The sequence below is a fragment of the Streptococcus sanguinis genome, from assembly GCF_020729765.1.
GTDB lineage: Bacteria > Bacillota > Bacilli > Lactobacillales > Streptococcaceae > Streptococcus > Streptococcus sanguinis_Q.
Map to the genome: position 1 here is coordinate 1 of NZ_JAJEPD010000065.1, position 26,159 is coordinate 26,159.

At 43.2% G+C, this 26,159-nt stretch carries 24 protein-coding genes, 1 pseudogene and 1 riboswitch; of the genes and pseudogenes, 19 read left to right on the forward strand and 6 right to left on the reverse strand.

The features are described from left to right. From K4H96_RS08895 to K4H96_RS08920, 6 genes and pseudogenes are all read left to right on the forward strand, one after another. A pseudogene (locus tag K4H96_RS08895) lies at positions 1-267 on the forward strand (hypothetical protein); the annotation flags it as partial. A gap of 44 nt (positions 268-311) precedes the next feature. Then, complete coding sequence (locus K4H96_RS08900) at positions 312-917, forward strand: hypothetical protein (protein ID WP_223337228.1); 606 nt, start codon at positions 312-314, stop codon at positions 915-917. A 120-nt stretch (positions 918-1,037) separates the two neighbouring features. Next, entirely contained in the window at positions 1,038-1,646 is a 609-nt protein-coding gene (locus K4H96_RS08905) for a hypothetical protein (protein ID WP_227956479.1), read from the forward strand. After that, entirely contained in the window at positions 1,637-3,148 is a 1,512-nt protein-coding gene (locus tag K4H96_RS08910; protein ID WP_223337225.1) for a hypothetical protein, read from the forward strand. Before K4H96_RS08905 ends, K4H96_RS08910 begins: the two co-directional genes overlap by 10 nt. Positions 3,149-3,156: 8 nt before the next feature. After that, on the forward strand, positions 3,157-3,450 hold the full coding sequence (locus tag K4H96_RS08915) for a hypothetical protein (protein WP_161542820.1): 294 nt from the start codon (positions 3,157-3,159) through the stop codon (positions 3,448-3,450). A gap of 8 nt (positions 3,451-3,458) precedes the next feature. Further along, on the forward strand, positions 3,459-3,800 hold the full coding sequence (locus K4H96_RS08920; protein ID WP_223337224.1) for a hypothetical protein: 342 nt from the start codon (positions 3,459-3,461) through the stop codon (positions 3,798-3,800). Positions 3,801-4,213: 413 nt separating this feature from the next. Here the strand turns inward: K4H96_RS08920 and treR are convergent, their stop codons facing one another. Next, positions 4,214-4,927, reverse strand: coding sequence for a trehalose operon repressor (treR, locus tag K4H96_RS08925; protein ID WP_223337222.1), 714 nt, complete (start codon positions 4,925-4,927; stop codon positions 4,214-4,216). A 187-nt stretch (positions 4,928-5,114) separates the two neighbouring features. On the opposite strand from treR, the gene treP reads away from it, so the two are divergent. From treP to K4H96_RS08965, 8 genes are all read left to right on the forward strand, one after another. After that, complete coding sequence (treP, locus tag K4H96_RS08930; RefSeq protein ID WP_223337220.1) at positions 5,115-7,160, forward strand: PTS system trehalose-specific EIIBC component; 2,046 nt, start codon at positions 5,115-5,117, stop codon at positions 7,158-7,160. Positions 7,161-7,232: 72 nt separating this feature from the next. Next, complete coding sequence (gene treC / locus K4H96_RS08935) at positions 7,233-8,864, forward strand: alpha,alpha-phosphotrehalase (RefSeq protein ID WP_223337212.1); 1,632 nt, start codon at positions 7,233-7,235, stop codon at positions 8,862-8,864. Positions 8,865-9,051: 187 nt separating this feature from the next. Beyond that, positions 9,052-11,301 (forward strand): endonuclease/exonuclease/phosphatase family protein, encoded by a 2,250-nt coding sequence (locus tag K4H96_RS08940; RefSeq protein ID WP_223337210.1) that lies wholly within the window; start codon positions 9,052-9,054, stop codon positions 11,299-11,301. Positions 11,302-11,547: 246 nt separating this feature from the next. Continuing rightward, complete coding sequence (gene pflA / locus K4H96_RS08945; RefSeq protein ID WP_002905907.1) at positions 11,548-12,357, forward strand: pyruvate formate-lyase-activating protein; 810 nt, start codon at positions 11,548-11,550, stop codon at positions 12,355-12,357. 139 nt (positions 12,358-12,496) lie between these two features. Continuing rightward, a complete protein-coding gene (locus tag K4H96_RS08950; protein ID WP_223337208.1) occupies positions 12,497-13,432 on the forward strand; it encodes a manganese-dependent inorganic pyrophosphatase in 936 nt (311 codons plus the stop codon). 91 nt (positions 13,433-13,523) lie between these two features. Beyond that, positions 13,524-14,036 carry a YiiX/YebB-like N1pC/P60 family cysteine hydrolase gene (locus tag K4H96_RS08955; RefSeq protein WP_223337206.1) on the forward strand — a complete coding sequence of 171 codons (513 nt, stop codon included), beginning with the start codon at positions 13,524-13,526 and terminating at the stop codon, positions 14,034-14,036. Continuing rightward, a complete protein-coding gene (locus K4H96_RS08960; RefSeq protein ID WP_223337205.1) occupies positions 14,029-14,682 on the forward strand; it encodes a DUF1803 domain-containing protein in 654 nt (217 codons plus the stop codon). Before K4H96_RS08955 ends, K4H96_RS08960 begins: the two co-directional genes overlap by 8 nt. A 100-nt stretch (positions 14,683-14,782) precedes the next feature. Beyond that, positions 14,783-14,977, forward strand: a complete 195-nt coding sequence (locus K4H96_RS08965) for a CsbD family protein (protein WP_002894655.1) — start codon at positions 14,783-14,785, stop codon at positions 14,975-14,977. A gap of 27 nt (positions 14,978-15,004) precedes the next feature. On the opposite strand, the gene K4H96_RS08970 is transcribed toward K4H96_RS08965, so the two are convergent. From K4H96_RS08970 to K4H96_RS08985, 4 genes are all read right to left on the reverse strand, one after another. Next, positions 15,005-16,009: a FecCD family ABC transporter permease gene (locus K4H96_RS08970; RefSeq protein ID WP_223337203.1), complete on the reverse strand. Its 1,005-nt coding sequence runs from the start codon at positions 16,007-16,009 to the stop codon at positions 15,005-15,007. After that, positions 15,999-17,018, reverse strand: coding sequence for a FecCD family ABC transporter permease (locus K4H96_RS08975; protein WP_223337201.1), 1,020 nt, complete (start codon positions 17,016-17,018; stop codon positions 15,999-16,001). The genes K4H96_RS08970 and K4H96_RS08975 overlap by 11 nt, the downstream gene beginning before the upstream one ends. Positions 17,019-17,117: 99 nt before the next feature. After that, complete coding sequence (locus tag K4H96_RS08980) at positions 17,118-18,053, reverse strand: iron-hydroxamate ABC transporter substrate-binding protein (protein ID WP_032907673.1); 936 nt, start codon at positions 18,051-18,053, stop codon at positions 17,118-17,120. 79 nt (positions 18,054-18,132) lie between these two features. After that, positions 18,133-18,918, reverse strand: a complete 786-nt coding sequence (locus tag K4H96_RS08985; protein ID WP_223337199.1) for an ABC transporter ATP-binding protein — start codon at positions 18,916-18,918, stop codon at positions 18,133-18,135. A 220-nt stretch (positions 18,919-19,138) separates the two neighbouring features. Here K4H96_RS08985 and K4H96_RS08990 point away from each other — a divergent pair, with 220 nt between their 5' ends. Beyond that, positions 19,139-19,894 carry a CPBP family intramembrane glutamic endopeptidase gene (locus K4H96_RS08990; protein ID WP_223337197.1) on the forward strand — a complete coding sequence of 252 codons (756 nt, stop codon included), beginning with the start codon at positions 19,139-19,141 and terminating at the stop codon, positions 19,892-19,894. Positions 19,895-19,939: 45 nt separating this feature from the next. Here K4H96_RS08990 and K4H96_RS08995 read toward each other — a convergent pair whose 3' ends face one another. Beyond that, positions 19,940-21,385 (reverse strand): UDP-N-acetylmuramoyl-L-alanyl-D-glutamate--L-lysine ligase, encoded by a 1,446-nt coding sequence (locus K4H96_RS08995; protein WP_223337196.1) that lies wholly within the window; start codon positions 21,383-21,385, stop codon positions 19,940-19,942. 86 nt (positions 21,386-21,471) lie between these two features. On the opposite strand from K4H96_RS08995, the gene K4H96_RS09000 reads away from it, so the two are divergent. The 4 genes from K4H96_RS09000 to K4H96_RS09015 all read left to right on the forward strand — a co-directional run. Beyond that, positions 21,472-23,100, forward strand: coding sequence for a putative polysaccharide biosynthesis protein (locus K4H96_RS09000; RefSeq protein ID WP_223337194.1), 1,629 nt, complete (start codon positions 21,472-21,474; stop codon positions 23,098-23,100). A gap of 96 nt (positions 23,101-23,196) precedes the next feature. Continuing rightward, positions 23,197-24,354 carry a cystathionine gamma-synthase gene (locus K4H96_RS09005; RefSeq protein WP_317627993.1) on the forward strand — a complete coding sequence of 386 codons (1,158 nt, stop codon included), beginning with the start codon at positions 23,197-23,199 and terminating at the stop codon, positions 24,352-24,354. A gap of 1 nt (position 24,355) precedes the next feature. Continuing rightward, positions 24,356-25,522 (forward strand): MalY/PatB family protein, encoded by a 1,167-nt coding sequence (locus K4H96_RS09010; protein WP_223337190.1) that lies wholly within the window; start codon positions 24,356-24,358, stop codon positions 25,520-25,522. A 74-nt stretch (positions 25,523-25,596) separates the two neighbouring features. After that, positions 25,597-25,753: riboswitch (M-box (ykoK) riboswitch) on the forward strand. A gap of 149 nt (positions 25,754-25,902) precedes the next feature. Beyond that, a partial coding sequence (locus K4H96_RS09015) for a glutathione S-transferase N-terminal domain-containing protein (RefSeq protein ID WP_227956480.1) occupies positions 25,903-26,159 on the forward strand: 257 nt, incomplete at its 3' end.

Consider the following 26,159-nt stretch of genomic DNA (forward strand, 5'->3'; position numbering starts at 1 on the left):
GAATTAGATTTTGCGTACGGTGGTTCCGAGTTTATTCATTTGTTAAATGATGATAAAGAATATATACAAGCTGATCAGTATCAGCACCTGCCTCCAGAATTAAAGTTAAAGAAGGATGATATCATGGATGAAGTTATGACGGCCTATGTGAATGAAGGACTTCTAAAGGGAGTAGAAAAAAATAGTCAAGGCTGTCCCAAAGCTGAGATTGTCTATAATTTGGAAATTAGACGAGTGCAGGGAAGAGAGGCTTTCGAATGGCAGTAACGCACGAATTTGGTAAGTTTGGATAGAAAGAAGAGGAAAATTATATGTCAAAACGAACAAAATCTATTCTTTTATCTTTGCTTTGTTTTTTTCTACTAGTAATAGGAGGTAAATTTTATATGGATCGAATGAAAGTGGATAATCTCTACCGGCATGGTTTTCAACTTTATGAGGAACAAATCGCAACCTACCTAAAAGAGCATTACAACGGTATCAGTAAAATCGAATTTTCTCCGATTTTTATTAGTGGAGGAAAGGGAGAAAGCTTTGTTCATTCTCGGGTTATACCTGTGATTTATGATAATTATGGCAATAAAGCCTATCTTCAAAATGGCAGACCTCTAGATATTGGAGTACCTCGTTATGGAACATTTTCCGGTCTTGAATTAGATTTTGCGTACGGTGGTTCCGAGTTTATTCATTTGTTAAATGATGATAAAGAATATATACAAGCTGATCAGTATCAGCACCTGCCTCCAGAATTAAAGTTAAAGAAGGATGATATCATGGATGAAGTTATGACGGCCTATGTGAATGAAGGACTTCTAAAGGGAGTAGAAAAAAATAGTCAAGGCTGTCCCAAAGCTGAGATTGTCTATAATTTGGAAATTAGACGAATACAGGGAAGAGAGACTTTCGAATGGCAGTAACGCACTAATTTATTTAGGAAAAGATACATACGAAGAATTTTCCATATGATTAATTGAGTTCTTGTCATTTGTTCATCTCTTTTTGTGGTAAAATTAATATATAAAGAAAAGGAGGTTTATATGTCTAAACGAACAAAATCTATTCTTTTATCTTTGCTTTGCATTTTCGTACTTGTAATAGGAGGTAAGTTTTATATGGAACGAATGAAAGTGGATAATCTCTACCGGCACGGTTTTCAGCTTTATGAGGAACAAATCGCGACTTATCTAAAGGAGCATTATAGCGGTATCAGTAAAATCGAATTTTCTCCCATTTTTATTACTGGTGGAAAGGGAGAAAGTTTTTTACAAGGCCGTGTAGTTCCAGTAGTTTATGATAGTTATGGAAATAAAGTCTATCTCAGAAATGATGGTTTTGTTGAGAAGGTTCTTGTGKATTATAAGATGGTATTTGGGACTGATTTGGCTTTTAATGTTAATGATGGCTCGGAAATTATTAATCTAAGAGATGATAAAAGAAGACACAATAGTGTTATTTGGGGGCAACCTCTACCTGAAAATTTGAAATGGGTAGACCACGAGACAACAGATGAATCGATGGAAGCTTTTTCTCATGAGGGATATCTTAAAGGTGTAGAAAAGAATGACCAAGGTAGTCCCAAAGTTGAGATTAGTTATAATTTAGAAATTCAACGAATTGATGAAAGAGACTTGGATAAATGGAAGTAACACATAGGGATATTCAGATTCTTCAAGAAGATACTAAATATTATGCTACACACCCATCAAAGACGTTTATTGAGAATCCTGATACAGGCCAACAATTTCAAATCATTGACCGAGTGGAGGGGGTAACTCAGGCTATTGCAGTAGCTCCCTTGGATGCTAATGGGGAGCCCATTGTTTCCCAGACCATTGTGACAGTCGCAGGAACCCAGCCAGTTTTTGCCAACCTTATCAGTTCAGACCATTGGGCATCAACCAGCAATGCATTCGGGGGTGCTTATGGGGATGGAATGACAGCTCAGCATGAGGATATTGAAGCTTTTTATCAGCGTGTCCAGAAGATTACAGAAGTAGGTGACAAGAAGCTAAACCAGCCAGTCAGGATTTATGCCATGAGTGGTTTTAGTCAGTCAGCGACTCCAGTTGTCAAGGTAGCAGCGGACCATAATGTCCCTATGGTCGTCAATTATACAGACTGGGGTGCTCAGGCTGCTCTTGATAAGGGGAACTTTACTTCCAGTGATTTAGCCTATATCAATCGACATGTCACCACCTATGATGCTAATACGAAAGATACTACGATAATGGATAGCAATGGTGGACGGATTCCATATGCTAATATTATTTCACGTGAAGGAACGCAAGGACTGCATTCGCCTGCAGAAGATCACAACCCTGCGGCATTCTATATTATTGGCAATAAACTGGATACAGATAAGTATGCTAAGAGGGGTGAGTTTGTATCAGGGATGACTCCAAATCAGGTGCGTGCAGCTGCCAAAATCAAAGCTGAGCGAACACCTATCTGGGACAAACACGATGAAGCTTACTTCATTCGCGAATACTATGAAAAGTTTCCGCCCAAGATTGGCAATATGCTGGATTTAGACTGGTATGCAAAAAAAGGTGAATTCTTTGTTGGTATGACGGAGAAGCAGGTGCGTAAAGCAGCTAAAATTAAAGCGGAACAGTCACCTTTCTGGGACAAACACGATGAAGAATACTATGTTAAAGAGTATAAAAAGATATACGGTGAGTTTATATCTGAGGCTAGATATAAGCGTTTATTGACTATTAATCGTGCGATTGAAACAATTTCTACGGCTCAGTCTGGTTTTTCAAGCGTTAGTGGGAGCCAGCTGGTTTATCTACGAAAAGATCTTGTGACTGCAGTTGCGGATTTAGCTGAACAGCAAGGAGCAGAATTTGAAGAGTTAATCAAGCAAAAATTGAGCGAATATAAGCAAAATATTGAAAACATGGTGACATCACTCCGATTGGTAGCTTATGGTAGCAGAATCTATTTATCGGATGACGAGTTGGAATCGCTCTTGTCTCAATTTACATTGGAGACTTGTTGGGATAGTGGGGTTGAAGAAGCAACGCTAAGTGAGGCGGCTTCTTACAAACAAAAATTGGATATTTTTGGTTCTAATATACGCCAAGCAGCTGATAGACTCGAAGAAGTAGATCGTCAAGGAAGCATACAGTTTAGTAGTAAGTAGGAGGAACTATGGTAAATCTCAGAAGAATAGAATTAACAGCGAATAATAATCTTGTTGAACTAATGAAGGCTCAAGAACGGGAGATGATCAATGCTCTGATTCAATCGGAGAAATCTAAGGTTACAGCGCAGTCTAGCCTTTTAGCTGCTTGGTTGGCTGAGCAAAAGCTACAGATGTCTGATTTTGCTACTGCTACTCTCAATAACAGTCTAAAGGGTGGATTTTCGGGGAAGGCTGCGACAGCTGCGACAAATTATCTAACAAGTATTCCACAACCAAATCTGCAAAACCCTATTAAATGAGGTCGGCTATGGAACAGATATTCAAACTAGAAGAGAAATATAAGCAAGAATTAAAGAAAATAGAGCAAGTTGAAGGAGCACTGGATTCTATGAAATTAGATGCTCGGAGAAAGACGGATTTATTGAGTGAACAATTGCTTTACTATTCTAGAAATCAATCAACTGATGAGATATGTCGAGCAGTTAGTAAGATGAATGACAATATGGATCAATTTGATTTGTCTTTCAGAAAATTTTTTGACGAACTTAGTGAAGAGAGGGAAGAAATAACCGCTAAATATCGGAAAGACTTAGACCGATTGGAGGATGAATATTATAAAAGAAGGAAAGCTGAGAATTCTCAAGTATAGACTGTAAAAATATCATATATCAATGCAGTATSAAAAAGTGATATTTAATGTCAGCCTTTTAAGTTTCCTTCAAGTTTTTTATAAGTCTGTCTTAAGTTTCTGGGATTATACTAATAGCATCAAAATAGAAATGAGGACAGTCCAATGACATCTAAAGTTACCCTATATGATAAGCAAGTATTGACATTCTCACAGGCGCAAAAGTAGGAAAGGAAGTAATAAGAATCAGTAACGTTTAAAAAGCAACAGAAGCCCTTAACTAATTTTTTCATATAAATCTCCTAAAACAAGTAAAAAGAATTTTGAGGCTCTTTGTCGCTCCAAAACAAAGCAGCCTTAGACTACTCATAAAAGAAACCACCTCTGCCAACTGGAAGGCAGAGGTGGTTTTGTGGTCTGGATGGAACTCAAGGTTATTCTTTCTGACGCTTAGCGAAATCCACAAAGCGAAATTTGTCTAGCTTGTGACGGCTCTCGGTATATTGAAACTGGCGGCCGTCTGCCAGATAGACCTGGGATTTGACAGAGACAACCTGCTGGTCCTTGCCTAGGTCCATGAGAATCTTGTCTCGGTCATTGGCGTGGTCAATGGTAAATTCCTTTTTGGCATAAGCGATATTGAGCTTTAAGTCATTTTCCAAATAGGCGTAAATGGATTGCTCACCGATTTCCCTTGTCAAGTCAGGGACGATGCCCTTGTCTAAATAGTCAATATCTAATACAGAGGCGACTTGGTCCACAACGCGCTGACGGACGATTCGCCAAACCAGTCGGTAAGGAGGGAAGCCAGTGATGTCGGACAATTTCTGGTCCACGGTAATCTTTTCCAAGCTGACAACATTGGTTTTGGACTGCATATTATTCTGTTTGACTACTTCTTGATAGCTGGTCAGCTTAGACACAGGAAAGTCAAACTGTTCCTGCTTGATGACTTTGGAACCTTGTCCACGGACTTTTTCAATCAATCCTTCTTCCTGCAGCAGGGCCAGAGCCTTGCGGACTGTATCGCGGCTGACCTGGTAGTCTTCTGTCAGCTGATGTTCGCTGGGCAAGAAGTCTCCGACTGCATAACGTTCCTCTAAAATGTCTTTCTCAATCTGTTTGAACAATTGTTTGTATTTCTTCATCATAAACTCCACTTGTTTTCTTTTTTACATACAACTCAGAAAATTTTATCAAAAATGAGGGATATTTTCAACAAACAACTTGCATACATCTTTGAAATCGATTACAATAATTTGTAGAGATGTGTTGAAAAACTAACTCGTAAAAAATATAAGGAGAGTGCTGGATTCTCATTCAGCCAGTAGTCAAATGGGAAAATTTGAGAAGGAAGCCAAAGATTTGCTTGATGCAATCGGTGGCAAAGAGAATGTCACAGCAGTTAGCCACTGTGCAACGCGGATGCGCTTTGTACTTGGAGATGATAAAAAGGCCAATGTCAAGGCCATTGAGGCAATCCCAGTGGTCAAGGGAACTTTCACAAATGCTGGGCAATTCCAAGTCATCATTGGAAATGATGTGCCAATCTTTTACAATGACTTCACTGCTGTATCAGGTATTGAGGGAGTATCGAAAGAAGCAGCCAAGTCTGCTGCTAAGAGCAAGCAAAATCCCCTTCAGCGGGTTATGGCCACTCTGGCGGAAATTTTTACACCCTTGATTCCAGCCTTGATTGTCGGAGGGTTAATCCTTGGCTTCCGAAATGTCCTTGAGGGCGTGCATATTGAAGCTTTGGGTAGAAAGATTGTTGACGGAGTTGCACAAGTAAAAAATGGACAGCCAGTTTATAATACAATTGTTGATGTATCTAAATTCTGGAGCAATGTCAACGACTTTCTTTGGCTGCCGGCACAAGCAGTGTTCCACTTCTTGCCGGTGGGGATTACTTGGTCTATCTCCCGTAAGATGGGAACCAGTCAGATTCTTGGGATTGTCTTAGGGATTTGTTTGGTTTCTCCACATTTGTTGAATGCTTATGAGGTAGCCAATACCTCTAAAGCTGTGATTGCTAAAGACTACACTTGGTATTTTGGGATACTTGAGTTTCACAAATATGGTTACCAAGGTCAGGTCATTCCGGCTCTCTTATCTGGTCTGTCTCTATCTTACTTAGAAATTTTCTGGCGTAAACGGATTCCAGAAGTGATTTCTATGATTTTTGTTCCTTTGCTTTCTTTGCTTCCTGCTCTGATTTTGGCCCACACGGTTTTAGGTCCTTTTGGATGGTGGGTTGGACAAGGCATGTCTAAGTTTGTATTTCTTGGTTTGACAGGATCATTCAAATGGTTGTTTGGTGCAGTATTTGGTGCCCTTTACGCTCCGTTTGTGATTACAGGTCTTCACCATATGACCAATGCCATTGATACACAGTTAGCCAATGATTATGGTGGAACAGCTCTTTGGCCCATGATTGCTCTGTCTAATATTGCTCAAGGTTCGGCTGTATTTGCCTACTATCTCATGCATCGTCGTGATGAAAGAGAGGCACAAATTTCGCTTCCAGCAACCATTTCAGCTTACCTTGGAGTTACTGAGCCAGCTCTCTTCGGGGTCAATGTCAAGTACGTTTATCCATTTGTGGCGGGGATGATTGGTTCGTCTATTGCCGGAGTCTTGTCCCTTAGCTTTAATGTTACAGCAACTGGTATTGGTGTCGGAGGCTTACCAGCTATCCTTTCTATTCAAGCAAACTACTGGCTTCCTTTCCTTCTAGTTATGCTTGTAGCAATCCTTGTACCAATGTTCCTGACTTTCTTTTTCCACAAGACAGGCTTCTTGACGAAGACAGAGGAAGATCCAGAATTGCAGGCAGAGTTTGCAGCCCAGGAAGAGGCAGAATTTGCCGGACCATCAAAATCCGAGTCGTCTCCAGAGGTCCAAGCAGCTGATTCATCAGCTCCTGTAACGATTACTAGTCCGCTGGCAGGAGAAGTCAAAGAATTGAGTCAGGCAACAGATCCTGTCTTTGCACAAGGTTTGATGGGGCGTGGAGTTGTCATTGTTCCTAGCCAAGGTGAGTTGGTTTCACCAGTCAATGGTAGAGTAACAGTCTTCTTCCCAACCAAGCATGCCATCGGCATCTTGTCAGATGAAGGTGTTGAAATCCTGATGCATATCGGAATGGACACTGTTAATCTGGAGGGCAAAGGATTTGAAGGTTATGTGTCTCAGGGAGATAAGGTCAAGGTTGGCGACAAGCTCATTTCCTTTGATATAGACATGATCAAGAAGGCGGGCTATGTAACGGAAACACCAGTCATCATTACGAACTCAGACAAGTATCAGGTGGAGGTGCTTGAACAACTTCCTCGGGTAGTTGAGCGAGGCAATCAGTTGATGAACGCTCAGCCACTTTAAAGAAAAATGAAATGACTTATAGAAAGGGACGGTGCTTTAAAATCTGTCCCTTTTCTCAAAAAAGGAGAAAATATGACACTTGATAAAACAAAGGTTGTCTACCAAATTTATCCAAAATCTTTTAAAGACACAACTGGCAACGGTTTGGGAGATTTTCGCGGGATTATTGAAAAACTTCCTTACCTGAAAGAGCTGGGAGTGGATATGATCTGGCTCAATCCTTTCTATCCGAGTCCGCAACGGGACAATGGTTATGATATTTCTGACTATACTGCGGTTGATCCTATCTTTGGGGATATGGCAGATTTCGAAGAGATGGTCAAGGTCGGCCAGCAGTATGGTATTGACTTTATGCTGGATATGGTTCTCAATCATTGCTCGATTGAGCATGAGTGGTTCCAAAAGGCACTGGCTGGGGATTCCTACTATCAGGATTTTTTTATCCTGCGGGATGAGCCGACGGACTGGCTGTCCAAGTTTGGTGGCAGTGCCTGGGCGCCATTTGGCGATACGGGCAAATATTATCTGCATCTTTATGATGTCACTCAAGCTGACCTCAATTGGCGCAACCCCAATGTTCGTCAAGAGCTCTTTAAAGTGGTGAATTTTTGGCGAGACAAAGGGGTCAAAGGCTTCCGCTTTGATGTCATCAATGTGATCGGTAAAGATGAGGTGCTGTTGGACTGTCCAGAGCAGGAGGGCAAGCCGGCCTATACCGATAAGCCAATTGTGCATGACTATCTGCGTATGATGAATGCAGCAACCTTTGGGCAGGACGATTCCTTTACGACGGTTGGCGAAATGAGTGCTACGACGATTGAAAACTGTATCCTTTACACCGCACCAGACCGGCAGGAGCTATCTATGGCTTTTAATTTCCATCATCTCAAGGTGGACTATGAAGCTGGACAGAAGTGGACCCTTAAGCCTTTTGACTTTGAAGAATTAAAACGCCTTTTCCATACTTGGGGCAAGGAAATGAGCGAACACGACGGTTGGTCGGCCCTCTTTTGGAACAACCATGATCAGCCGCGAGCTCTCAACCGCTTTGTCGATGTAGAGAATTTCCGCAATGAAGGGGCAACCATGTTGGCAGCCAGTATTCATCTGTCGCGCGGGACGCCTTATATCTACATGGGGGAGGAAATTGGAATGGTGGACCCTGACTACGACTCCATGGAAGATTATGTAGATGTCGAGTCTCTCAATGCTTACCAGAGTCTGCTTGCTGAAGGGCAATCGCCAGAGGCAGCCTTCAGGATTATCAAGGCTAAATCTCGTGATAATTCTCGGACGCCTATGCAGTGGGATGATTCAGTCAATGCAGGTTTTACAACAGGAACTCCATGGCTGAAGGCGGGCAAATCCTATCCTCTTATCAATGTGGAAAATGAAATCAAGGGACCAATCTTTACCTTTTATCAGAAATTGATTGCCCTGCGTAAGGAACTGCCAATCATTGCAGAAGGTAGCTATCAGCCAGCCTATGAAGACAGTCCCCAGGTCTATGCCTTTGAGCGGGAGTGGCAAGGACAAAAACTTTTAGTCCTTAACAACTTTTATGCTGATCCGATTACCGTGGACATCCTGCCGGATTATCAAAATGGTCAGGTTCTCCTATCCAATTACGGCAAGACTCAGATTGACCATGTGATGACCTTGCAGCCATACGAAACCTTGGCTATCTTAGTAGGTGAAAACTAAAGTCTCGAAAGAATCTGGAAAAAATTCCAGATTCTTTTTTCTGTGTTGGGCCAGTCTAGGCAAGTATTTTTCTGAAGTAAGAGAAACTAATACAGAATTTTAAGAAAGCCTTTGCAAAATTTGATTCTTTTCTTTATAATAAAAATTAAATAGGATAATATACATTTATACAGAAAAGGAGAAGTTCATGAAAAAACAAGTTTCTTACAAGCAGCTTTTTCCCACAGTGGTTTTGCTAGCTGCTTTTCTGTCCCTGCTTTTTTCTGTCCAACCAGTCGGAGCAGAAGAAGCGGTAAGTTCGTCGACTTCAGATGCGGCAGCTCTCACAGAGAATCCGGCCGTAAGCGATGCGTCGGTTGCCAGTCAATCAGAGAGCTCTTCTGCAGAATCGGGAGAGTCAAGGGCAACTTCTGAAGAGGCAGTGGGAAAGGCAGACCAAGCCCCTGCTGCAGCACAAGCTGCGACTAGCGGACCAGAAGTTGTTCCAAATGTAGGAACCATTCAGGGAGAATCACAAGCCTCTCCCTATGGGGACAAGGAAGTTCAAGTTTCCAATGTAGTTGTGACGAAAACAGACCGTTATGGTTTTTATGTTCAAGACGTGACTCCTGATGGAAACAGTAGGACTTCTGATGCTCTTTATGTTGTTTCTAAAGAAAAAGTCGATGTCGGAGACAAACTTAGTCTTGAAGGACGCGTCAAAGAAGGTTATATGGAAGAGCTCAGCGTTCGTCAGGGGCAAACTTTCAACAAGCCCAGTGATAGCTTGACAGTCACCATGCTTGTCGCTTCCAAGGTGATCAAGGAAGGGAAAGCTGACTTACCTGCTCCAGTAGACATCGTGGCTAATATGCCTAAGGATACGGTCGATAACGATATTAATAACTATCAACCTCAAAGTGAAGCGTTGGACTACTGGGAAAGTTTGGAAGGAATGTTGACGACGGTGAAGAGGCCCCGAGTTCTAGGCCCGCAGTACCGTGGAGACATTTATGTCTTACCTGAAGGCTACCAAGCCTTGCCATTAAACAATATCGGAGGTCTCAATCTTCGTCCAAACGCTCAAAATACCGCAACCATTCCAGTCTATGTTGGCAATAAATTCATTGCCAAGGCCAAGGATTATTTCAATGGTGATGTGGTTGGAGTCGTGACCTATCGTGGGAAGGTTTACAAGTTGGAGCCGACTCAGCTGCCTGATTTGGTGGACGGGGGCTTGCAGAGACAGGTCTCTCCTATCTATCCAAGTGAGGACAAGCTGACTGTTGCTTCCTACAATATCGAGAATTTTTCTGCTAATGCTAAAAAAGGTGAAACGCCTGAGGAAAAAGTGACTAGAATCGCTAATTCCTTTATCAATGAAATTCATAGTCCAGATATCATCACGCTCATTGAGGTTCAAGACGAGAATGGCAGTGTCAATGACGGAACGACCAGCGGTGTCAAAAGTGGTGAGAAACTAGCGGCCCGCATCAAAGAACTGGGCGGAAAAACTTACAAGTACACCGAAGTTGCCCCCCTTGACGGTCAAGATGGCGGCAAGCCTGGCTCCAATATCCGCGTGGCTTTTCTCTACAATCCAAATCGTGTAAAATTAGTTGAGAAAGATGCTGGTAATAGTGATGAAGCAGCTAGCTTCTCTGGTGGCCATTTGGTTAAGAATCCTGCCCGAATCGAACCGACCAATCCAGCCTTTACCAAGGTTCGTAAATCCTTGGCAGCTGAGTTTGAATTCAAGGGACAGCATATCGTCGTTATTGCTAATCATTTGAAGTCCAAGATTGGGGATGATGCCGTTTATGGTTCCGCTCAGCCAGCAGTTCAGCATACGCAGGCAGCCCGAATTGAGCAGGCTAAAATTTTAAATAGCTTTGTTCAGGAAGGACTGAGACAAAATCCTAACCTTAAGTTTGTGTTGACTGGTGATTTCAATGATTTTGAATTTTCCGAAACAGCTAAAGCACTGGCAGGTAATGAACTGATTAATCTCATGCAGGAGCATGATGCGGCTGACCGTTATTCCTACTTCTACCGCGGCAGCAACCAAAGCTTGGATAACATTTTCATTTCGAAGAACCTGGCAGGCAAGGCTGTCTTTGCGCCTGTACATATCAATGCCTCTTTCATGGAAGAACATGGCAGAGCTTCAGACCATGATCCAGTAGTGGTGCAGCTGGACTTTTCTAAGGATGTTGCAGCTTCAACATCTGACAGCTCCCAACCGTCTCAATCAACTGGACAATCTTCTGTAGCAGCAGAACAAGGAGCTCCGTCTCAGACCAATCCTCCATCGTCCAATCAAACTGGACAAGGTCAGACAGCTAGCAGCAAGAAGAAGGGACTCCCGAATACCGGTCAAGATACCAGTGGCTGGGCAGTCTTGGGATTGACCCTGCTGATGTTTGCTTTTACTCTCAAAAAGAGAAGTCGAAATTAACTAAAATCATTTTAAAAAGTGAAATCAGGGTGGAATAAAGATTCTGCCCTGATTTTTTATTGGCCGGCATCTAAGATCAAGTCTGTTCCCGCTTTCGCCCTAAAATTTCATCTGTTGTAAAACACTGAAAATGAAACTGAAAAACAGTTTGTTTTCTAAAAAATAGGCAAATTAAGTCTATTTTTGCTTTAATCATGTTATAATGTAGTTAGTTATAAAACGTTTTCAGAGTTAAGAGGTTGCGTCATGGTTGAAGAGAAAATTGAAGAAGCAGTTGATTATGGAAAGGTAACGGGCATGGTCCACTCTACTGAGAGTTTCGGTGCAGTTGATGGACCGGGTATCCGTTTTATTGTTTTTTTGCAAGGCTGCCATATGCGCTGCCAGTATTGCCATAATCCGGACACATGGGAGATGGAGACCAACAAATCTCAGCTACGGACAGTGGATGATGTCTTACAAGAAGCTCTCCGCTATAAGGGCTTCTGGGGTAACAAAGGCGGCATCACCGTCAGTGGAGGAGAAGCCTTGCTACAGATTGATTTTCTGATTGCCTTGTTTACCAAGGCTAAGGAGCTGGGCATCCACTGTACCTTGGATACCTGTGCCCTGCCTTTTAGAAATACGCCTCGCTATCTGAAAAAATTTGACAAGCTCATGGCAGTGACGGATTTAGTCTTGCTGGATATCAAGGAGATTAACGAAGAACAGCACAAAATTGTGACCAGCCAGACCAACAAAAATATCTTGGCTTGTGCCAAGTACCTGTCTGACATTGGAAAGCCAGTCTGGATACGCCATGTCTTGGTGCCGGGATTGACCGACCGTGATGATGACCTGATTGAGCTAGGTAAATTTGTAAAAACTCTGAAGAATGTTGATAAGTTTGAAATTCTACCTTACCATACCATGGGAGAATTCAAATGGCGGGAGCTGGGTATCCCTTACAAGCTGGAAGGAGTTAAGCCTCCAACAGCTGATCGGGTCAAGAATGCCAAGGAACTCATGCAGACTGAATCCTATACAGAGTATATGAATCGGGTACATAATAGCTAATCTACTTTGAGTATGAATAAATGGGCTGGTGGGCTGACCAGTCCATTTTTCTTAAGAAAATACCCTTCTGCTTTTGTGAAATGTCTGTAATTGTGGTAAAATAAATGCAATAAACATTATATAAAAGAAGAGGTCTATCATGTCTAAAATTTTAGTTTTCGGTCACCAAAATCCTGACTCAGATGCCATTGGTTCATCTTACGCTTTTGCTTACTTGGCTCGCGAAGCTTATGGCTTGGATACAGAAGTTGTTGCTCTGGGTGAGCCTAATGAAGAAACAGCTTTTGTTTTGGATTACTTTGGCGTGGCTGCACCGCGCGTGATTACATCTGCAAAGGCAGAGGGAGCTGAGCAAGTTATCTTGACTGACCACAATGAATTCCAGCAGTCTGTGGCAGATATTGCAGAAGTTGAAGTTTATGGCGTGGTGGACCACCACCGTGTAGGCAACTTTGAAACAGCTAGTCCCCTTTACATGCGCTTGGAGCCAGTGGGATCTGCTTCCTCTATTGTTTACCGCATGTTCAAGGAGCACGGTGTAGCAGTTCCAAAAGAAATTGCAGGATTGATGCTGTCAGGTTTGATCTCTGATACTCTCTTGCTCAAGTCACCAACTACCCACCCGACTGACAAGGCCATTGCACCAGAATTGGCTGAGCTGGCTGGTGTCAACTTGGAAGAGTATGGATTGGCTATGCTCAAGGCAGGCACAAACTTGGCTAGCAAGTCTGCAGAAGAGTTGATTGACATTGATGCTAAAACCTTTGAATTGAACGGAAACAATGTCCGTGTGGCACAGGTCAACACAGTTGATATTGCTGAAGTTTTGGAGCGTCAAGCAGAAATCGAAGCGGCTATTGAAAAAGCAATCGCTGATAACGGCTACTCTGACTTTGTCTTGATGATTACAGATATTATCAACTCAAACTCAGAAATTTTGGCTATCGGAAGCAATATGGACAAGGTCGAAGCAGCCTTTAACTTTGCTCTTGAGAATAACCATGCTTTCCTAGCAGGCGCTGTTTCTCGTAAGAAGCAAGTGGTGCCTCAACTGACAGAAAGTTTTAATGCTTAAAGAGCTCATTTGAGGAAATAAGTTACTTGATGAGGGCTATTCCCCTCATACTAAAAAGGAGTTTCGACTCCTTTTTTGATAGGCGAGAGAAATGAAGATTCAAGATTTACAAGACGGAGATTTGATTTTTACAGTCGGATCTTCAGAAATTGCAGCAGCCATCCGAGCAGCAACGGGTTCATATAGCCACGTGGCCATCTTTTTAAATGGTGAGATTTATCATGCAACCCATGAGAAGGGTGTTGTCAATCAAGACTTGTCTGATTTTTGGCAGGATGAGGATGTTTATGACGTGTATCGCTATCCAGCTATTGAAGCAGAAGCTGTCTTTAAAAGGGCCAAATTACATCTAGGAAAGCCATACAATTTCAGCTTTTATCCTCAGTCCGATGGTTTTTACTGTTCGGAGTATATTGCGGAAATTTTGCCGATTTTTGATACGATTCCCATGCAGTTTGGCGATGAGGAAAATCAGATTTCTGATTTTTGGCAGGAATATTATCGAGAATTGGGCTTAGATGTGCCCTTAAATCAGCCTGGGACGAATCCTAGTCAGTTGGCTCAGTCAAGAAAACTCATCTACAAAGGAGAACTCCATGATTAAAATCATCAACCCCAGCCGTTTGACGCGTAAATCTTTTTTTCAGGAGCTGATTGATTATTTGGACCAGCATGAAGGGGTGATCTTGCGAGCTATTAAGCGAGAATTTGCAGGTGTAGCCAATATTGACCGCTCAATAGAGGAGTTTATCAAGGCTGGCTACATCCGACGGGAGAACAAGCGATATTACCTGACCCTGCCTCTTTTGGAAAGTTTGGAGGACTTGCGTTTGGATCAAGAAGTCTTTATCTGTGATGACAGTCCGCTCTATCAGGATCTGTTGGAGCTGCGTTTTAAGACCCAGCTGTCCAATCAGACCAATGCGGCTGTTTTGCTGGAAGAGACAGATTTTCTGCGGGATAAGCTGACCTTGGCAAATTATTTTTACAAGATGCAGCGCCAATATCCCCTGTCTGATGCACAAAAGCCCCTCTATGCTGTCTTGGGCGATGTCAATCCAGAGTATGCACTCAAGTATATGACGACCTTTCTTCTCAAGTATGTCCGCAAGGCTGAGCTCATGCAGAAGCGGCGGGACATTTTTGTCGATAGCCTAGTAATCTTGGGCTATATCCGGCAAAACGAAGCAGGCAAGTATGAGTTGCAGGCTAGCTTTGATAAGGAGAGATTGACTTTCCAGCTGGACTGATTTTCCCATAGAATGAGCAGAATATTTGACCTTTGAAAAGAAAAAATTTATACTACTGTAAACGGTATCAGAAACCGTAAAAAAGAATGGAGGCAATCATATGTCACTAGAAAATAAATTTGATCAAGCTAAAGGCGCTGTTAAAGAAGGCGTTGGCAAAGTTACAGGAGATAACAAGACAGAAGCAGAAGGCTTTGTAGAAAAAACAGTTGCCAAAGCCAAAGAAGTTGCTGAAGATGCTAAAGAAGCTGTAGAAGGCGCTGTAGAAGGAATCAAAAACAGCTTGGATAAATAAAAAACAATCAGTCGATTATTCGGCTGATTATTTTTTTTGCTGATACATAAGGTAGAGGAAGTAGGGGGCTCCAATAATGGAAATCAAAATGCCTGTTGGGACGGAGCTTCCGATGAGGAAGGTTCTTGTAATCGTATCTGCCCCTGTCATGATAAAGGCGCCTAGCAGCATGGCGGCTGGAAAGAGTAAGCGATGATCGCTAGGTAGGAATCGTTTGCTGATATGGCTAGCCAACATACCGATGAAGACAATATTTCCAGCTAGAGATAGGCTAAAGGCGACGAGAGCACTGGCCAATAGTAAGGTTATCTGCCGCTCTCTTTTTAGATGAAGCCCCAGACCTAGAGCTGTTTCATCATTTAGGCTGAGGATATTGAGCTTGTGGGAGCGCAGATAGGTCAGCAACCAGAATAAAAGCAAGAAGGGGCCAGCAATAGCTAGACTTTCCCAGTTATTACCCGTAATCTTACCAGCTAGCCAGCTAACTACATAGGTCAGTTTGTTTTGATTGACACGGCCGGTGATGGCAATCATACTGGAAGACAGAATGGTTGACAAGGTCACGCCAGCTATAATGAGCTTGACAGGGCTGATAGCTTGGCCTTTTTGATGTGAGATCAGGTAAATAAGGGCGACAGTCACCATACCGCCAAAGGTTGCGATAAAGGGAAGATAGCGGATATAGAAAGGATCGGTCACTTCTAGCTTGCTGATAGCAAGAGTAATGATAACACCAGCTCCGGCATTGATTCCCAAGGTTCCTGAATCGGCAAGTGGGTTTCGGGTAAAGGTCTGTAGCAGTACACCGCTCATCCCTAGCGAAGCTCCTGCTAGAAGGCAGACTAGAATTCGAGGCAGGCGGATCTGCTCCATGATGAAGACGCTGCCATCATCTCCCTGCCCCAGAAGATATCGAAAAGCTTCACCGACGTTAAATTCCTGATCGCCTGATGATAGAGACAGTAGGAAAATTAGGAAAGTCAGTATGATGAGGCTTACTAGAACCAAAAGAATCCGTTTTTTATTTCTCATAGAAGGCCCCCTTTCTCATCAGCCACAGGAAGACTGGTAGCATAACGAGATTGATAATAGAGCTAAGAGGCAGACCGACCATATGACTTGCAGCAAAATCACAGATCAGTAGAAAGAGCGCTCCTGTTAGCATCGTCAGTGGCAAGATTTTTTGGTAGTTCTTTCCTCTGATGGTTTTGACAAAGTGTGGAATAATCAGTCCGACGAGGGCTAGGCTTCCTACTAGGGCAACAGCTGCCGCTGATAACAGTAGAACAAGGCTTAGAAAGATTAGGGTCATATGAGTCGTTCGCTGGCCTAAGCCCTTGGCTACTGTTTCATTGAGGCTGAGAATGGTTAGTTGGTGAGAAAATAGCTGAGCCAGTAAGAGGCCTAATAAGATAAAGGGAGCAATGATTTGCAGCATTTTCCAATTGGTTCCTAGAAGTCCTCCAGCTTGCCAACCGATGACAGCATTGGTCAGGTTGAGGTAAATGGTCAAGCCTTGCCCGATGGCAGTCAGGAGTGTCATTACCATGGCACCGGATAAGATGAGACGTAGTTGCTCAAAACCTTTTCTAGGATGGTAGGAGAGACTGAAAACCAGAATACTGGCTAGACAGGCTCCTACAAGTGAGAGTAGGAGAATGCTACTGTAGTGTATACTCTTAGAAAAGGCATAACCGCAGATGAGCGCTAGGCCAGCTCCTGAGTTGATCCCCAAAAGTCCCGGATCAGCAATGGCATTGCGGGTAATCCCCTGCATGATGGCTCCTGAAACGGCCAAGCTAGCTCCGACTAGCAGAGCTGCAATTCCTCTAGGTAAGCGCAGATCTATGATGATGTTCTGGGCTGGACTTTCCTTGAAAGGATGGCTCAGCGTTTCTATCAGTTGCTGATGGGAGTAGCTGGGAATGCCAAAGCGCAGGTAGAGATAGAGTCCGCCAATCAGCAGGAGAATGAGGGCGAAAAAAACAAGCCAAAAAATATTTGGCCTATTTTTTTGAGTGAAGAGTGAATGAAGCGTCATCTGGTATCCTTTATATTGTCGAAAATAAAATAGCTGTCATGAGATATATCGCTTACTAGCAATGTTTTTTCACTAGTCTGAGTTTCTGCAAGGAATGTCCTAGTTCATTTTTTCAAGTCCATCTTGAATGGTTTTGAGTTCGTATTCAAGTGTCAATGGATCGTTGAAATAAAAGGCGTTGGCATCCACTTTTAAGATATGATTCTGTTGGACAGCGGGAATGGATTTCCAAACATCGCTTTCGTAAAGAGCACTGCCTGTTTTATCATCTTCAGCTGCAACCAAGACATAATCGCCAATGTACTCACTCACCGTTTCTTGGCTGACTTGCAAGTAGCCACTTGGGAATACTTCATCCTTCACTTTTTGTGGGGCATCAAATCCCAGAGATTTGTAGATAACTTCTCCGCCTCGTCCCCAGTTGTTACCGAAGAGGTAGATTTCCTTTTCATATAGCCCGACAACGGTGAAAGTGACATTTTGTCCCAGCTTTTCTTTTAACTGCTTGCCAATATCAGCTGTTTTACTCTTCCAATCGGCAATCCATTGATCAGCTTCTTTTTCCTTACCGAAGATTTGGCCAAAGCGATTTAGGATTTCTAAATAGTCATTTTTTCCATAATCAATGGCAATAGTTGGAGCGATTTTCTTTAGTTCGTCGATATTTTTGTCACTAGCATCTACTACGATAAGGTCTGGCTTTTGCTTGGCGATAGACTCCAAATCTTCTGGCATCAGGACCTTGGCGTTTTTGACTTTTTCCTTGAGGACAGGATTTTTAGCATCATAGGATGTTACAGTGACAGGGTCGAAGCCTAATTGTAGCAAATAGCCTGTGTAGGTAGAGGAGAGGCTGGCGATGCGTTTTGGATTTTTAGGAATATCGCCGTAGTAGTGAAATCCATCAATTTTGGGCTTGCTGGATAGCTCGACCTTGTCTGAAGAGGCAGAGTTTTCAGATTTAGATGAGCTGCCGCAGGCAACTAAAAGGAAGATGGTGACAGTAAGGGTGGCAAATGATAAAAACTTTTTCATTTTTTCCTCCAATTCTATAAAAAGTTTAGAAGCTGTATCCATGAAGAAGATATGGGAAACTTATCTATGAATACATGACTTATTTAACGAGCTGATAGCTGAGGCAGAGCGGCTTATCCTGAATAGGATCTCGAATAATTTGGGCTTCAATCTGAAAAATGTCTCTCAGAATATCCGAGGTCATGACCTGCTCAACACTTCCTTGATACCGGATACGCCCATTTTTCATAGCAATCAGCTGATGGGAAAAGCGGGCAGCTAGGTTGATGTCATGCAGAACCATGACAATGGTTTTTCCGCTGAGTCGGTTGAGGTCATTCAGCAACTCCAGGATTTCCAGCTGGTGATTCATATCCAGATAGGTGGTCGGCTCGTCCAGAAAAATAGTCTCTGTATCTTGAGCTAAGGCCATGGAAATCCAGACACGCTGGCGCTGACCACCAGACAAATCATCCACCTGCCAGTCCGAAAATTCGCTGACCTGAGTTGCTTCCATAGCCCAGCAGATTTTTTCCCGGTCTTCTGTACTGAGCCGTCCCAAGCCGGTTTGGTGCGGAAAGCGGCCATAAGAGACCAGATCATAGACAGTGATGCCATCGGTCGCCTCCATGGTTTGGGGCAACAAGGCAATCTTTTGCGCCACCTCCTTGGTCGGCAGTAGGGCGATGGACTGTCCATCCAGGGTTATGCTGCCGGCTTTTGTCGGCAAAATACGGGTAAAAGCCTTGAGAAGAGTGGATTTACCGCAGCCATTGCTACCGATAATAGTTGTAATCTTTCCCTCGGAGAGTTGGCAGTCCAGTCCGTCAATAATAACCTTTTGATCGTAGGCGACCTGGATACTTGCTGCAGAGATAGTGGACATAGACTTCCTTTCTGGCTGATTCTTCTATCAGAATCACATCTTTTATTATACCATAAAAATTTTTCTAAAAAAATAGTTTTCTGACAATTTAATAAAAATAAAATAAAAAAGTTTTATAAATTTGTAAATAATAAAAATTTAAGCTTTTCATGCTAAGATAGAAATATAAAAAAGAACCTGAAATGATGACATAAATTTACAGGTGGTGAAAGGAAATATGATGAAATTATTGACAAACCTACGCCCCTCTAAGCCTTTGAAAGAGCTGAGGTGGTTTGATATTGCAGTGATTACCCTGCTCATGTTTGGGCAGTTTATTTATCGCTCAACGGAGCTTTATTTAGCTAGCTTTGCACCAGCTTCCAGCACAGGAGCGACTGAAACGGTGACCAATACAGCCACTGAAGGAGCGGCTTTTTCTAGTAATTTCAATTTTCAGCTGCTGATGCTGGTCTTGACCATTCTTTACCTATTGTTTCGGCGCTTTGACTTTAAGCAGCTTCCTATTCGTCTGAGCTGGTCGGTTCTCCTCTGGACCCCTCTTATTTTTGTAGCAGTAGGGTTCTTTGGTGACATTGTGACGACACTGAGCGGCGAGTATAATTACTTTGATCCAACCCTCTGGTCTTATGTAGATGTGCTAGAAATCTTCCGGAAATTTGCTGAACTGACACCTATGGCCATCCTCTACGGACTTCTCAATGGCTTCTATGAAGAATTCTTCTTTCTGGGTCTTATGACCTCTGTTAAGGATAAGTATAAGTGGTGGGCGCTGTCCTACTCTACTATCATTCGGATTTCTTTCCACACCTATCAGGGCATGCTGTGGGCCTTGGTTATCGGAGTGGTGTACGGTCTCTTTTACTATTTCCTTTACAAGTACAAGGTCAAGAACCTCCTGCCTTTCTTTCTCATGCACGCCTTGGCGGATATGTTTGGCTCCAGCTTGATGTACGTTCTGATTAAATGGCGGTGATTTTTACAAAACGACAATAAAAAGGCGATATGCTCGCCTTTTTTCTTATAAATACTTTTCTGCAAGTGCATAGTCTCCTGGATAGGCTACTTTTTCTCCTTCTACGATTTGGTAAGCATCCGCTCCTTTACCGGCCAGAATGACGGCATCTCCCTCTCGGTCTGTCAGGCTGAGAGCTTTTTTGATGGCTTCCTCTCGGTCGGCTATTTTTTCCACTGGATAGGAGATGTAAGATGCGATTTCCTCCGCAATGGCTAGAGGGTCTTCATAGTTGGGGTCGTCCGCGGTTAAGATAACGGTCAGCTCAGGATGCTGATTAAGTAGGCGACCGAAGTCTTTGCGCCGGCTTTCACCCTTGTTGCCTGTAGCACCTAAGAGAAGAATAATCTTGCCCTTTTGGTGTTCCTCTACGACAGACAGCAGGTTGCTTAGGCTGACGCCATTGTGAGCATAGTCAACGAAGATCTTGGCGCCATTTTTCTGAGTCAGAACTTCCATACGGCCTGGGACTCGGGTTGCGGCAATTCCTTTTTTGATGTCTTTGAGGCTAGCACCCAGACGCAGACAGGCAAGACCAGCCGCTACTGCATTTTCCTGATTGAAGTGGCCGATGAGCTGGATATCGTAGTGGCCAGCTAACTTGCCAGCAGCTTCAAAGCTGAAGGCCTGAGAATCTATGATAGTATTGTTAGAGCCTGCTCCATAGAAATCGTGTTCCAAAGAGGCGACTTGCTCTTTCACGATTTGGAAATGGTCCATGTCGCTATTCACGATAACTGCTCGGCTATTATCCATCAAGAGCCGCTTATTATAGAAGTAGTCTTCAAAAGTAGGATGCTCAATGGGACCGATATGGTCGGGGCTGATATTGAGAAAGACACCGACATCAAAGGTCAAGCCGTAGACCCGTTTCTTGAGATAAGCTTGACTGGAAACTTCCATGATGAGATGAGTCCGACCATTAGCAAGGGCTTGGGCCATCATTTTGATAAGATCCAGACTCTCTGGTGTAGTCAGAGTTGACTTGAAGAAGGTCTCGCCATCCAAAGTGGTGTTCATAGTCGAGAGCAGGGCAGGTCGATGGCTTTGGGAAAGGATCTGATAGGCAAAATAAGCTGTAGTTGTCTTGCCTTTGGTGCCAGTAAAGGCAAGCAGTTTGAGCTTTTTCTCAGGATGACCGTAAAATTCCATGGCTAAGAGACTCATGGCCTGCTTGACGTCGTTGACCAAGAGGACCGGAATGCCCACTTGAAAGTCTGTCTCGCTTATATAAAAGCGCAGGCCAGCTGAGACGGCTTTTTCTAGAAATTCTTTCTTAAAAGTCTCACCCTTGACAAAAAAGAGGGTAGAGGCATCTGCTTCCCTGCTGTCATAACTGATACTATCGAAAGTCAAGCCGCTGTAAGAGAAGAAGTATTCTCCATCTTTGACAATATCACGAAAATTATGGTCTTCTTTTAAAATAGCTAATACGGTTTCAATTTTAATCATAAATCTATTGTAAACCTTATGGGTGGGTTTTACAAGAGGCAAGGAAAAGTTTATAATAAAAGAAGAATAAATAGAAGAGGTTTTCTATGAGCCAAGAAACAACAAGCCAGCAGCAGCAGATGCTGCGGGGAACTGCCTGGTTAACTGCCAGCAATTTTATCAGTCGTCTTCTGGGTGCCATCTATATCATTCCTTGGTATATTTGGATGGGCAAGCACGGCGCCGAGGCCAACGGCCTTTTTACTATGGGTTATAATATCTATGCCTGGTTTTTACTGATTTCGACAGCCGGCGTGCCAGTGGCAGTGGCCAAGCAGGTAGCTAAGTACAATACCATTGACAAGGAAGAGCACAGTTTCACTCTCATCCGAGAGTTTCTCAAGTTTATGCTACTTTTGGGAGCTGTCTTTGCAATGATTATGTACCTGCTCTCACCAGTTTTCGCTTCTATGTCAGGGGGCGGAGCGGACTTGGTTCCTGTTATGCAGAGTCTGTCTTTGGCTGTTTTGATATTCCCATCGATGAGCGTTATCCGAGGTTTTTTCCAAGGTTTTAACAATCTCAAGCCTTATGCCATCAGTCAGATTGCGGAGCAGGTCATTCGGGTTATCTGGATGCTGCTGACAGCCTTTTTCATCATGAAAATCGGTTCTGGCAACTATGTAGAAGCGGTTACCCAGTCAACATTTGCAGCATTTATCGGTATGCTGGCTAGCATGGCTGTCTTAGCCTTCTATCTCTGGAAGACAGGTATGCTGACTTCCATCCTTCATAAGCCTGCTAATGCAGGGGAGATCAATGGCCGTGCCCTCCTCTGGGATACCATTCGTGAAGCCATTCCTTTCATTATCACAGGATCTGCCATTCAGCTTTTTCAGATTATTGACCAAGCTACCTTTATCCATGTCATGGGCTGGATTAGCAAGTACAGCAAATCCGAGCTGCTGGTTCAGTTTGCCTATTTCTCAGCCAATCCTAATAAAATTACCATGATTTTAATTGCAGTGGCTACCTCTATCGGCGGTGTCGGGATTCCTCTCTTGACTGAGAACTATGTCAAAGGTGATTTCCGATCGGCTGCACGCTTGGTGCAGGATAATCTTAGTATGCTGATTTTCTTTATCTTGCCAGCAACTATTGGTGCTGTTTTGGTTGCGGAGCCTCTGTATACTGTCTTCTATGGCAAGCCAGATGGCTTAGCATTAGGCCTTTTCATCTTTGCTATGCTGCAGACCATTATCCTCAGTCTATATACGGTGTTAGCTCCGATGATTCAGGCCCTTTTCCAAAATCGAAAAGCTATTATTTACTTCCTCTATGGAGTGGGAGTCAAGTTGGTGCTGCAAGTACCCTTGATTTATATTTTTAAAGCTTATGGTCCTCTTCTTGCGACGACAGTTGGCTTGATTATCCCAATCCTGCTCATGTATCAGGAAATTCGCAAGGTAACAGGTCTGAATCCTAAGAATCTCTTTAAGCGGAGCCTTCTGTCAGTGATTCTGACAGTTCTGATGTGCATCTTTGTCTTGGTGGCAGAGCTTCTTATCGGTCTCTTCCTTCATCCAAGCGGTCGGATTTCCAGCTTTATCTATATCGCTCTGATTGGCGGTATCGGTCTCGCTGTCTATGGCGGACTGGCGCTCAAAGTTCGCCTTATGGATCGCTTTATCGGTTCAAAAGCGGCTAGTCTGCGCCGACGCTTTCATATCTATTAAAAAGCCATATGGCTTTTTAATTTTTAGCTTTGTTTTTCTAAAACTTTAACATTATAGTTTCAAACTATAGCTAGCTCTTGAAAAGAAAAAAGATAAATGTTTTCAAAAGATGTTACAATAGAGGGTGAAATATTAGCGAAGGATTGGAAGGTTAATATGAGTAAGGACGTAAAATTAAATACACTACTGGCTCAGGCTGGGGTTAAAAAAGATGAAACAACTGGTGCTTTAACAACACCCCTGCATTTTTCAACGACCTACCAGCACCCTGAGTTTGGCCAGTCAACAGGTTATGACTATACTCGGACCAAGAATCCAACGCGGGTTAGCTTGGAAGAGACTCTGGCTGCTATCGAAAGCGCAAATTATGCCCTAGCGACTAGCTCTGGTATGTCGGCTATTGTGCTGGCCTTTAGTGCCTTTCCAGTCGGCAGTAAGGTTTTAGCTGTTCGGGATCTCTATGGCGGCTCTTTCCGCTGGTTTGCTCAGGCTGAAGCGGAAGGGCGCTTTGCTTTTACCTATGCCAATACAGAAGAAGAACTTCTGAATAGTCTAACAGAGGATATAGATATTGTCTATATCGAGACACCGACCAATCCTCTTATGGTAGAGTTTGACATTGCCCGCATTTCCCAAGCGGCTCATGAGCGAGGAGCAGCTGTCATTGTGGACAATACCTTCTACAGTCCTATTTACCAAAGACCGCTGGAGGATGGAGCTGATATAGTTCTGCACTCTGCGACCAAATATCTGGGTGGGCACAATGATGTCTTGGCTGGAGCCATCATGACCAATGATGCTGCTATCTATGACAAGCTATTCTATAACCTCAATACAACTGGGCCGGTCCTGTCTCCTTTTGACAGCTATCTGCTTTTGCGCGGTCTCAAGACATTGGCTCTTCGTATGGAGCGCTCTACTCAGAATGCGCAAGAAGTAGTCGCTTTTCTGAAGCAATCTCCTGCGGTAAAAGAGGTTCTCTATCCAGGCAAGGGTGGTATGATTTCCTTTAAAGTTGTGGACGAAGGCAAGATTCCTCATCTCCTAAATAGCCTGAAAGTCTTTACCTTTGCGGAAAGTTTAGGAGGAGTGGAGAGCTTGATTACCTATCCGACGACCCAGACTCACGCAGACATTCCGGTGGAAGTGCGTCATTCTTATGGCTTAACTGATGATTTGCTGCGCCTGTCGATTGGAATTGAGGATAGTCGAGATTTGGTAGACGATTTACGCGCAGCCTTGGAGAATGAATAATATGGGAAGATATAATTTTGAAAAAGCCCCCTGTCGTGTAGGGCATCATACTTATAAATGGAAAGAAGCGGAGAAGGACAAAGAAGTTCTGCCAGCCTGGATTGCAGATATGGATTTTGAAGTCCTGCCAGAAATCCAGCAAGCTGTTCATGACTACGCAAATCAGTTAGTCTATGGCTATACCTATGCCAGTGAAGAGCTAATCAATGCTGTTCTTGATTGGGAGCGGGATGAGCACGACTATACCTTTGATCGGGAAGCCTTGGTATTTATTGAGGGGGTTGTCCCTGCTATTTCGACGGCTATCCAAGCCTTTACCAAGGAAGGTGATGCCGTTCTAATCAACACTCCTGTTTACCCACCTTTTGCCCGCAGTGTCAAGCTCAATAATCGTCAGCTTATTACCAATTCTTTGATAGAGCAGGATGGTCTCTTTCAGATTGACTTTGAGCAGTTAGAGCGGGACATTGCAGACAATGAAGTCAAGATTTATGTTTTATGTAATCCGCACAATCCCGGAGGTCGAGTTTGGGAACGGGAAGTTTTAGAGAAAATCGGCCGCCTCTGTCAAAAGTACGGCGTTCTCCTGGTCTCAGACGAAATCCACCAAGATTTGACGCTGTTTGGCCATGAGCACCAGTCTTTCAATACTGTCTCGCCTGACTTTAAGGACTTTAGCTTGATTTTAGCCAGTGCAACTAAGACTTTTAATATTGCTGGAACTAAAAATTCCTATGCTGTGATTGAGAATCCTAGCTTGCGACATCAGTTTAAAAAACGCCAGCTGGCCAACAACCAGCATGAAATTCCTGGTCTTGGATTTTTAGCGACAGAAGCAGCCTATCGTTACGGTTGGTCTTGGTTGATGGAGCTTAAGGAAGTTCTTGAGAAGAATGTGAATTTTGTAGTTGATTATTTTGCCAAGGAAGCACCGCGCCTGCGGGTCATGAAGCCTCAAGGGACTTATCTGATTTGGCTGGACTTTTCAGATTATGGCCTGACAGATGACCAGCTCTTTCAGCTGCTACGAGAAGAGGCAAAGGTCGTCCTGAATAGAGGAAGTGATTTTGGTCAAGAAGGCAAAGGCCATGCCCGCCTAAATGTTGCTGCTCCAGAGACCATGGTTGAAGAAATCTGCTCCCGTATTGCAGAGGTACTGCCAAAATAAATCAAAAATTTTTTGAAATTTGTTTCAAGTGAGAAAAATGATTGACAATCCTTTGAAAGAGGAGTATAGTAATAGTGGAAAATCGGTAGGTGAGGCTACCATAAGGATACGGATGACTACCGCAAAGCAGTGGAGACACTACTCGTTGGTCAACAGTCCTGATCGCCAAGGTCAAGACTAAGCTCATTTCATCGCCTTATGGAGTTAAAGCTTGAACGGTAAATGCTTGCTTTATCTGTGCATAAAACAATGAAGCGAATAACCTGACATGCAAACAACCCTGCCGAGAAATTGGCAGGGTATTCTTTTTTGCTGAAAATATTTCAAGAGTGCAAATAGTTGATTGCCTGCCTCTCAAGAAAAAAGAAGGAGGAATAGTGATGAAATTTTGGTATTCTAGTACCAGTCCTTTTGCGCGTAAAGTATATGTTACAATTTTACATCATCATTTAGAGGAGCAAGTGGATATTCAGAAAGTTCAGGTGGCTTTTGATAGAAATTCACCGCACAATCAAGATAATCCTTTAGGTAGAATTCCTGCTTTTCAAGCTTCCAGTGGAGAATGGTTATATGGTAGTGATTTAATTTCTCAATATTTAGACGAACTAGGTCAGGAAGTCTCACTTTTCCCCAATGG

Bases quoted from the DNA above. Each gene is read 5' to 3' on its own strand.
- K4H96_RS08900 (WP_223337228.1), top strand. From the start codon at position 312: ATGTCAAAACGAACAAAATCTATTCTTTTATCTTTGCTTTGTTTTTTT.
- K4H96_RS08910 (WP_223337225.1), top strand. From the start codon at position 1,637: ATGGAAGTAACACATAGGGATATTCAGATTCTTCAAGAAGATACTAAA.
- K4H96_RS08915 (WP_161542820.1), top strand. From the start codon at position 3,157: ATGGTAAATCTCAGAAGAATAGAATTAACAGCGAATAATAATCTTGTT.
- K4H96_RS08920 (WP_223337224.1), top strand. From the start codon at position 3,459: ATGGAACAGATATTCAAACTAGAAGAGAAATATAAGCAAGAATTAAAG.
- treR (WP_223337222.1), bottom strand. From the start codon at position 4,927: ATGAAGAAATACAAACAATTGTTCAAACAGATTGAGAAAGACATTTTA.
- treP (WP_223337220.1), top strand. From the start codon at position 5,115: ATGGGAAAATTTGAGAAGGAAGCCAAAGATTTGCTTGATGCAATCGGT.
- treC (WP_223337212.1), top strand. From the start codon at position 7,233: ATGACACTTGATAAAACAAAGGTTGTCTACCAAATTTATCCAAAATCT.
- K4H96_RS08940 (WP_223337210.1), top strand. From the start codon at position 9,052: ATGAAAAAACAAGTTTCTTACAAGCAGCTTTTTCCCACAGTGGTTTTG.
- pflA (WP_002905907.1), top strand. From the start codon at position 11,548: ATGGTTGAAGAGAAAATTGAAGAAGCAGTTGATTATGGAAAGGTAACG.
- K4H96_RS08950 (WP_223337208.1), top strand. From the start codon at position 12,497: ATGTCTAAAATTTTAGTTTTCGGTCACCAAAATCCTGACTCAGATGCC.
- K4H96_RS08955 (WP_223337206.1), top strand. From the start codon at position 13,524: ATGAAGATTCAAGATTTACAAGACGGAGATTTGATTTTTACAGTCGGA.
- K4H96_RS08960 (WP_223337205.1), top strand. From the start codon at position 14,029: ATGATTAAAATCATCAACCCCAGCCGTTTGACGCGTAAATCTTTTTTT.
- K4H96_RS08965 (WP_002894655.1), top strand. From the start codon at position 14,783: ATGTCACTAGAAAATAAATTTGATCAAGCTAAAGGCGCTGTTAAAGAA.
- K4H96_RS08970 (WP_223337203.1), bottom strand. From the start codon at position 16,009: ATGAGAAATAAAAAACGGATTCTTTTGGTTCTAGTAAGCCTCATCATA.
- K4H96_RS08975 (WP_223337201.1), bottom strand. From the start codon at position 17,018: ATGACGCTTCATTCACTCTTCACTCAAAAAAATAGGCCAAATATTTTT.
- K4H96_RS08980 (WP_032907673.1), bottom strand. From the start codon at position 18,053: ATGAAAAAGTTTTTATCATTTGCCACCCTTACTGTCACCATCTTCCTT.
- K4H96_RS08985 (WP_223337199.1), bottom strand. From the start codon at position 18,918: ATGTCCACTATCTCTGCAGCAAGTATCCAGGTCGCCTACGATCAAAAG.
- K4H96_RS08990 (WP_223337197.1), top strand. From the start codon at position 19,139: ATGAAATTATTGACAAACCTACGCCCCTCTAAGCCTTTGAAAGAGCTG.
- K4H96_RS08995 (WP_223337196.1), bottom strand. From the start codon at position 21,385: ATGATTAAAATTGAAACCGTATTAGCTATTTTAAAAGAAGACCATAAT.
- K4H96_RS09000 (WP_223337194.1), top strand. From the start codon at position 21,472: ATGAGCCAAGAAACAACAAGCCAGCAGCAGCAGATGCTGCGGGGAACT.
- K4H96_RS09005 (WP_317627993.1), top strand. From the start codon at position 23,197: ATGTTTTCAAAAGATGTTACAATAGAGGGTGAAATATTAGCGAAGGAT.
- K4H96_RS09010 (WP_223337190.1), top strand. From the start codon at position 24,356: ATGGGAAGATATAATTTTGAAAAAGCCCCCTGTCGTGTAGGGCATCAT.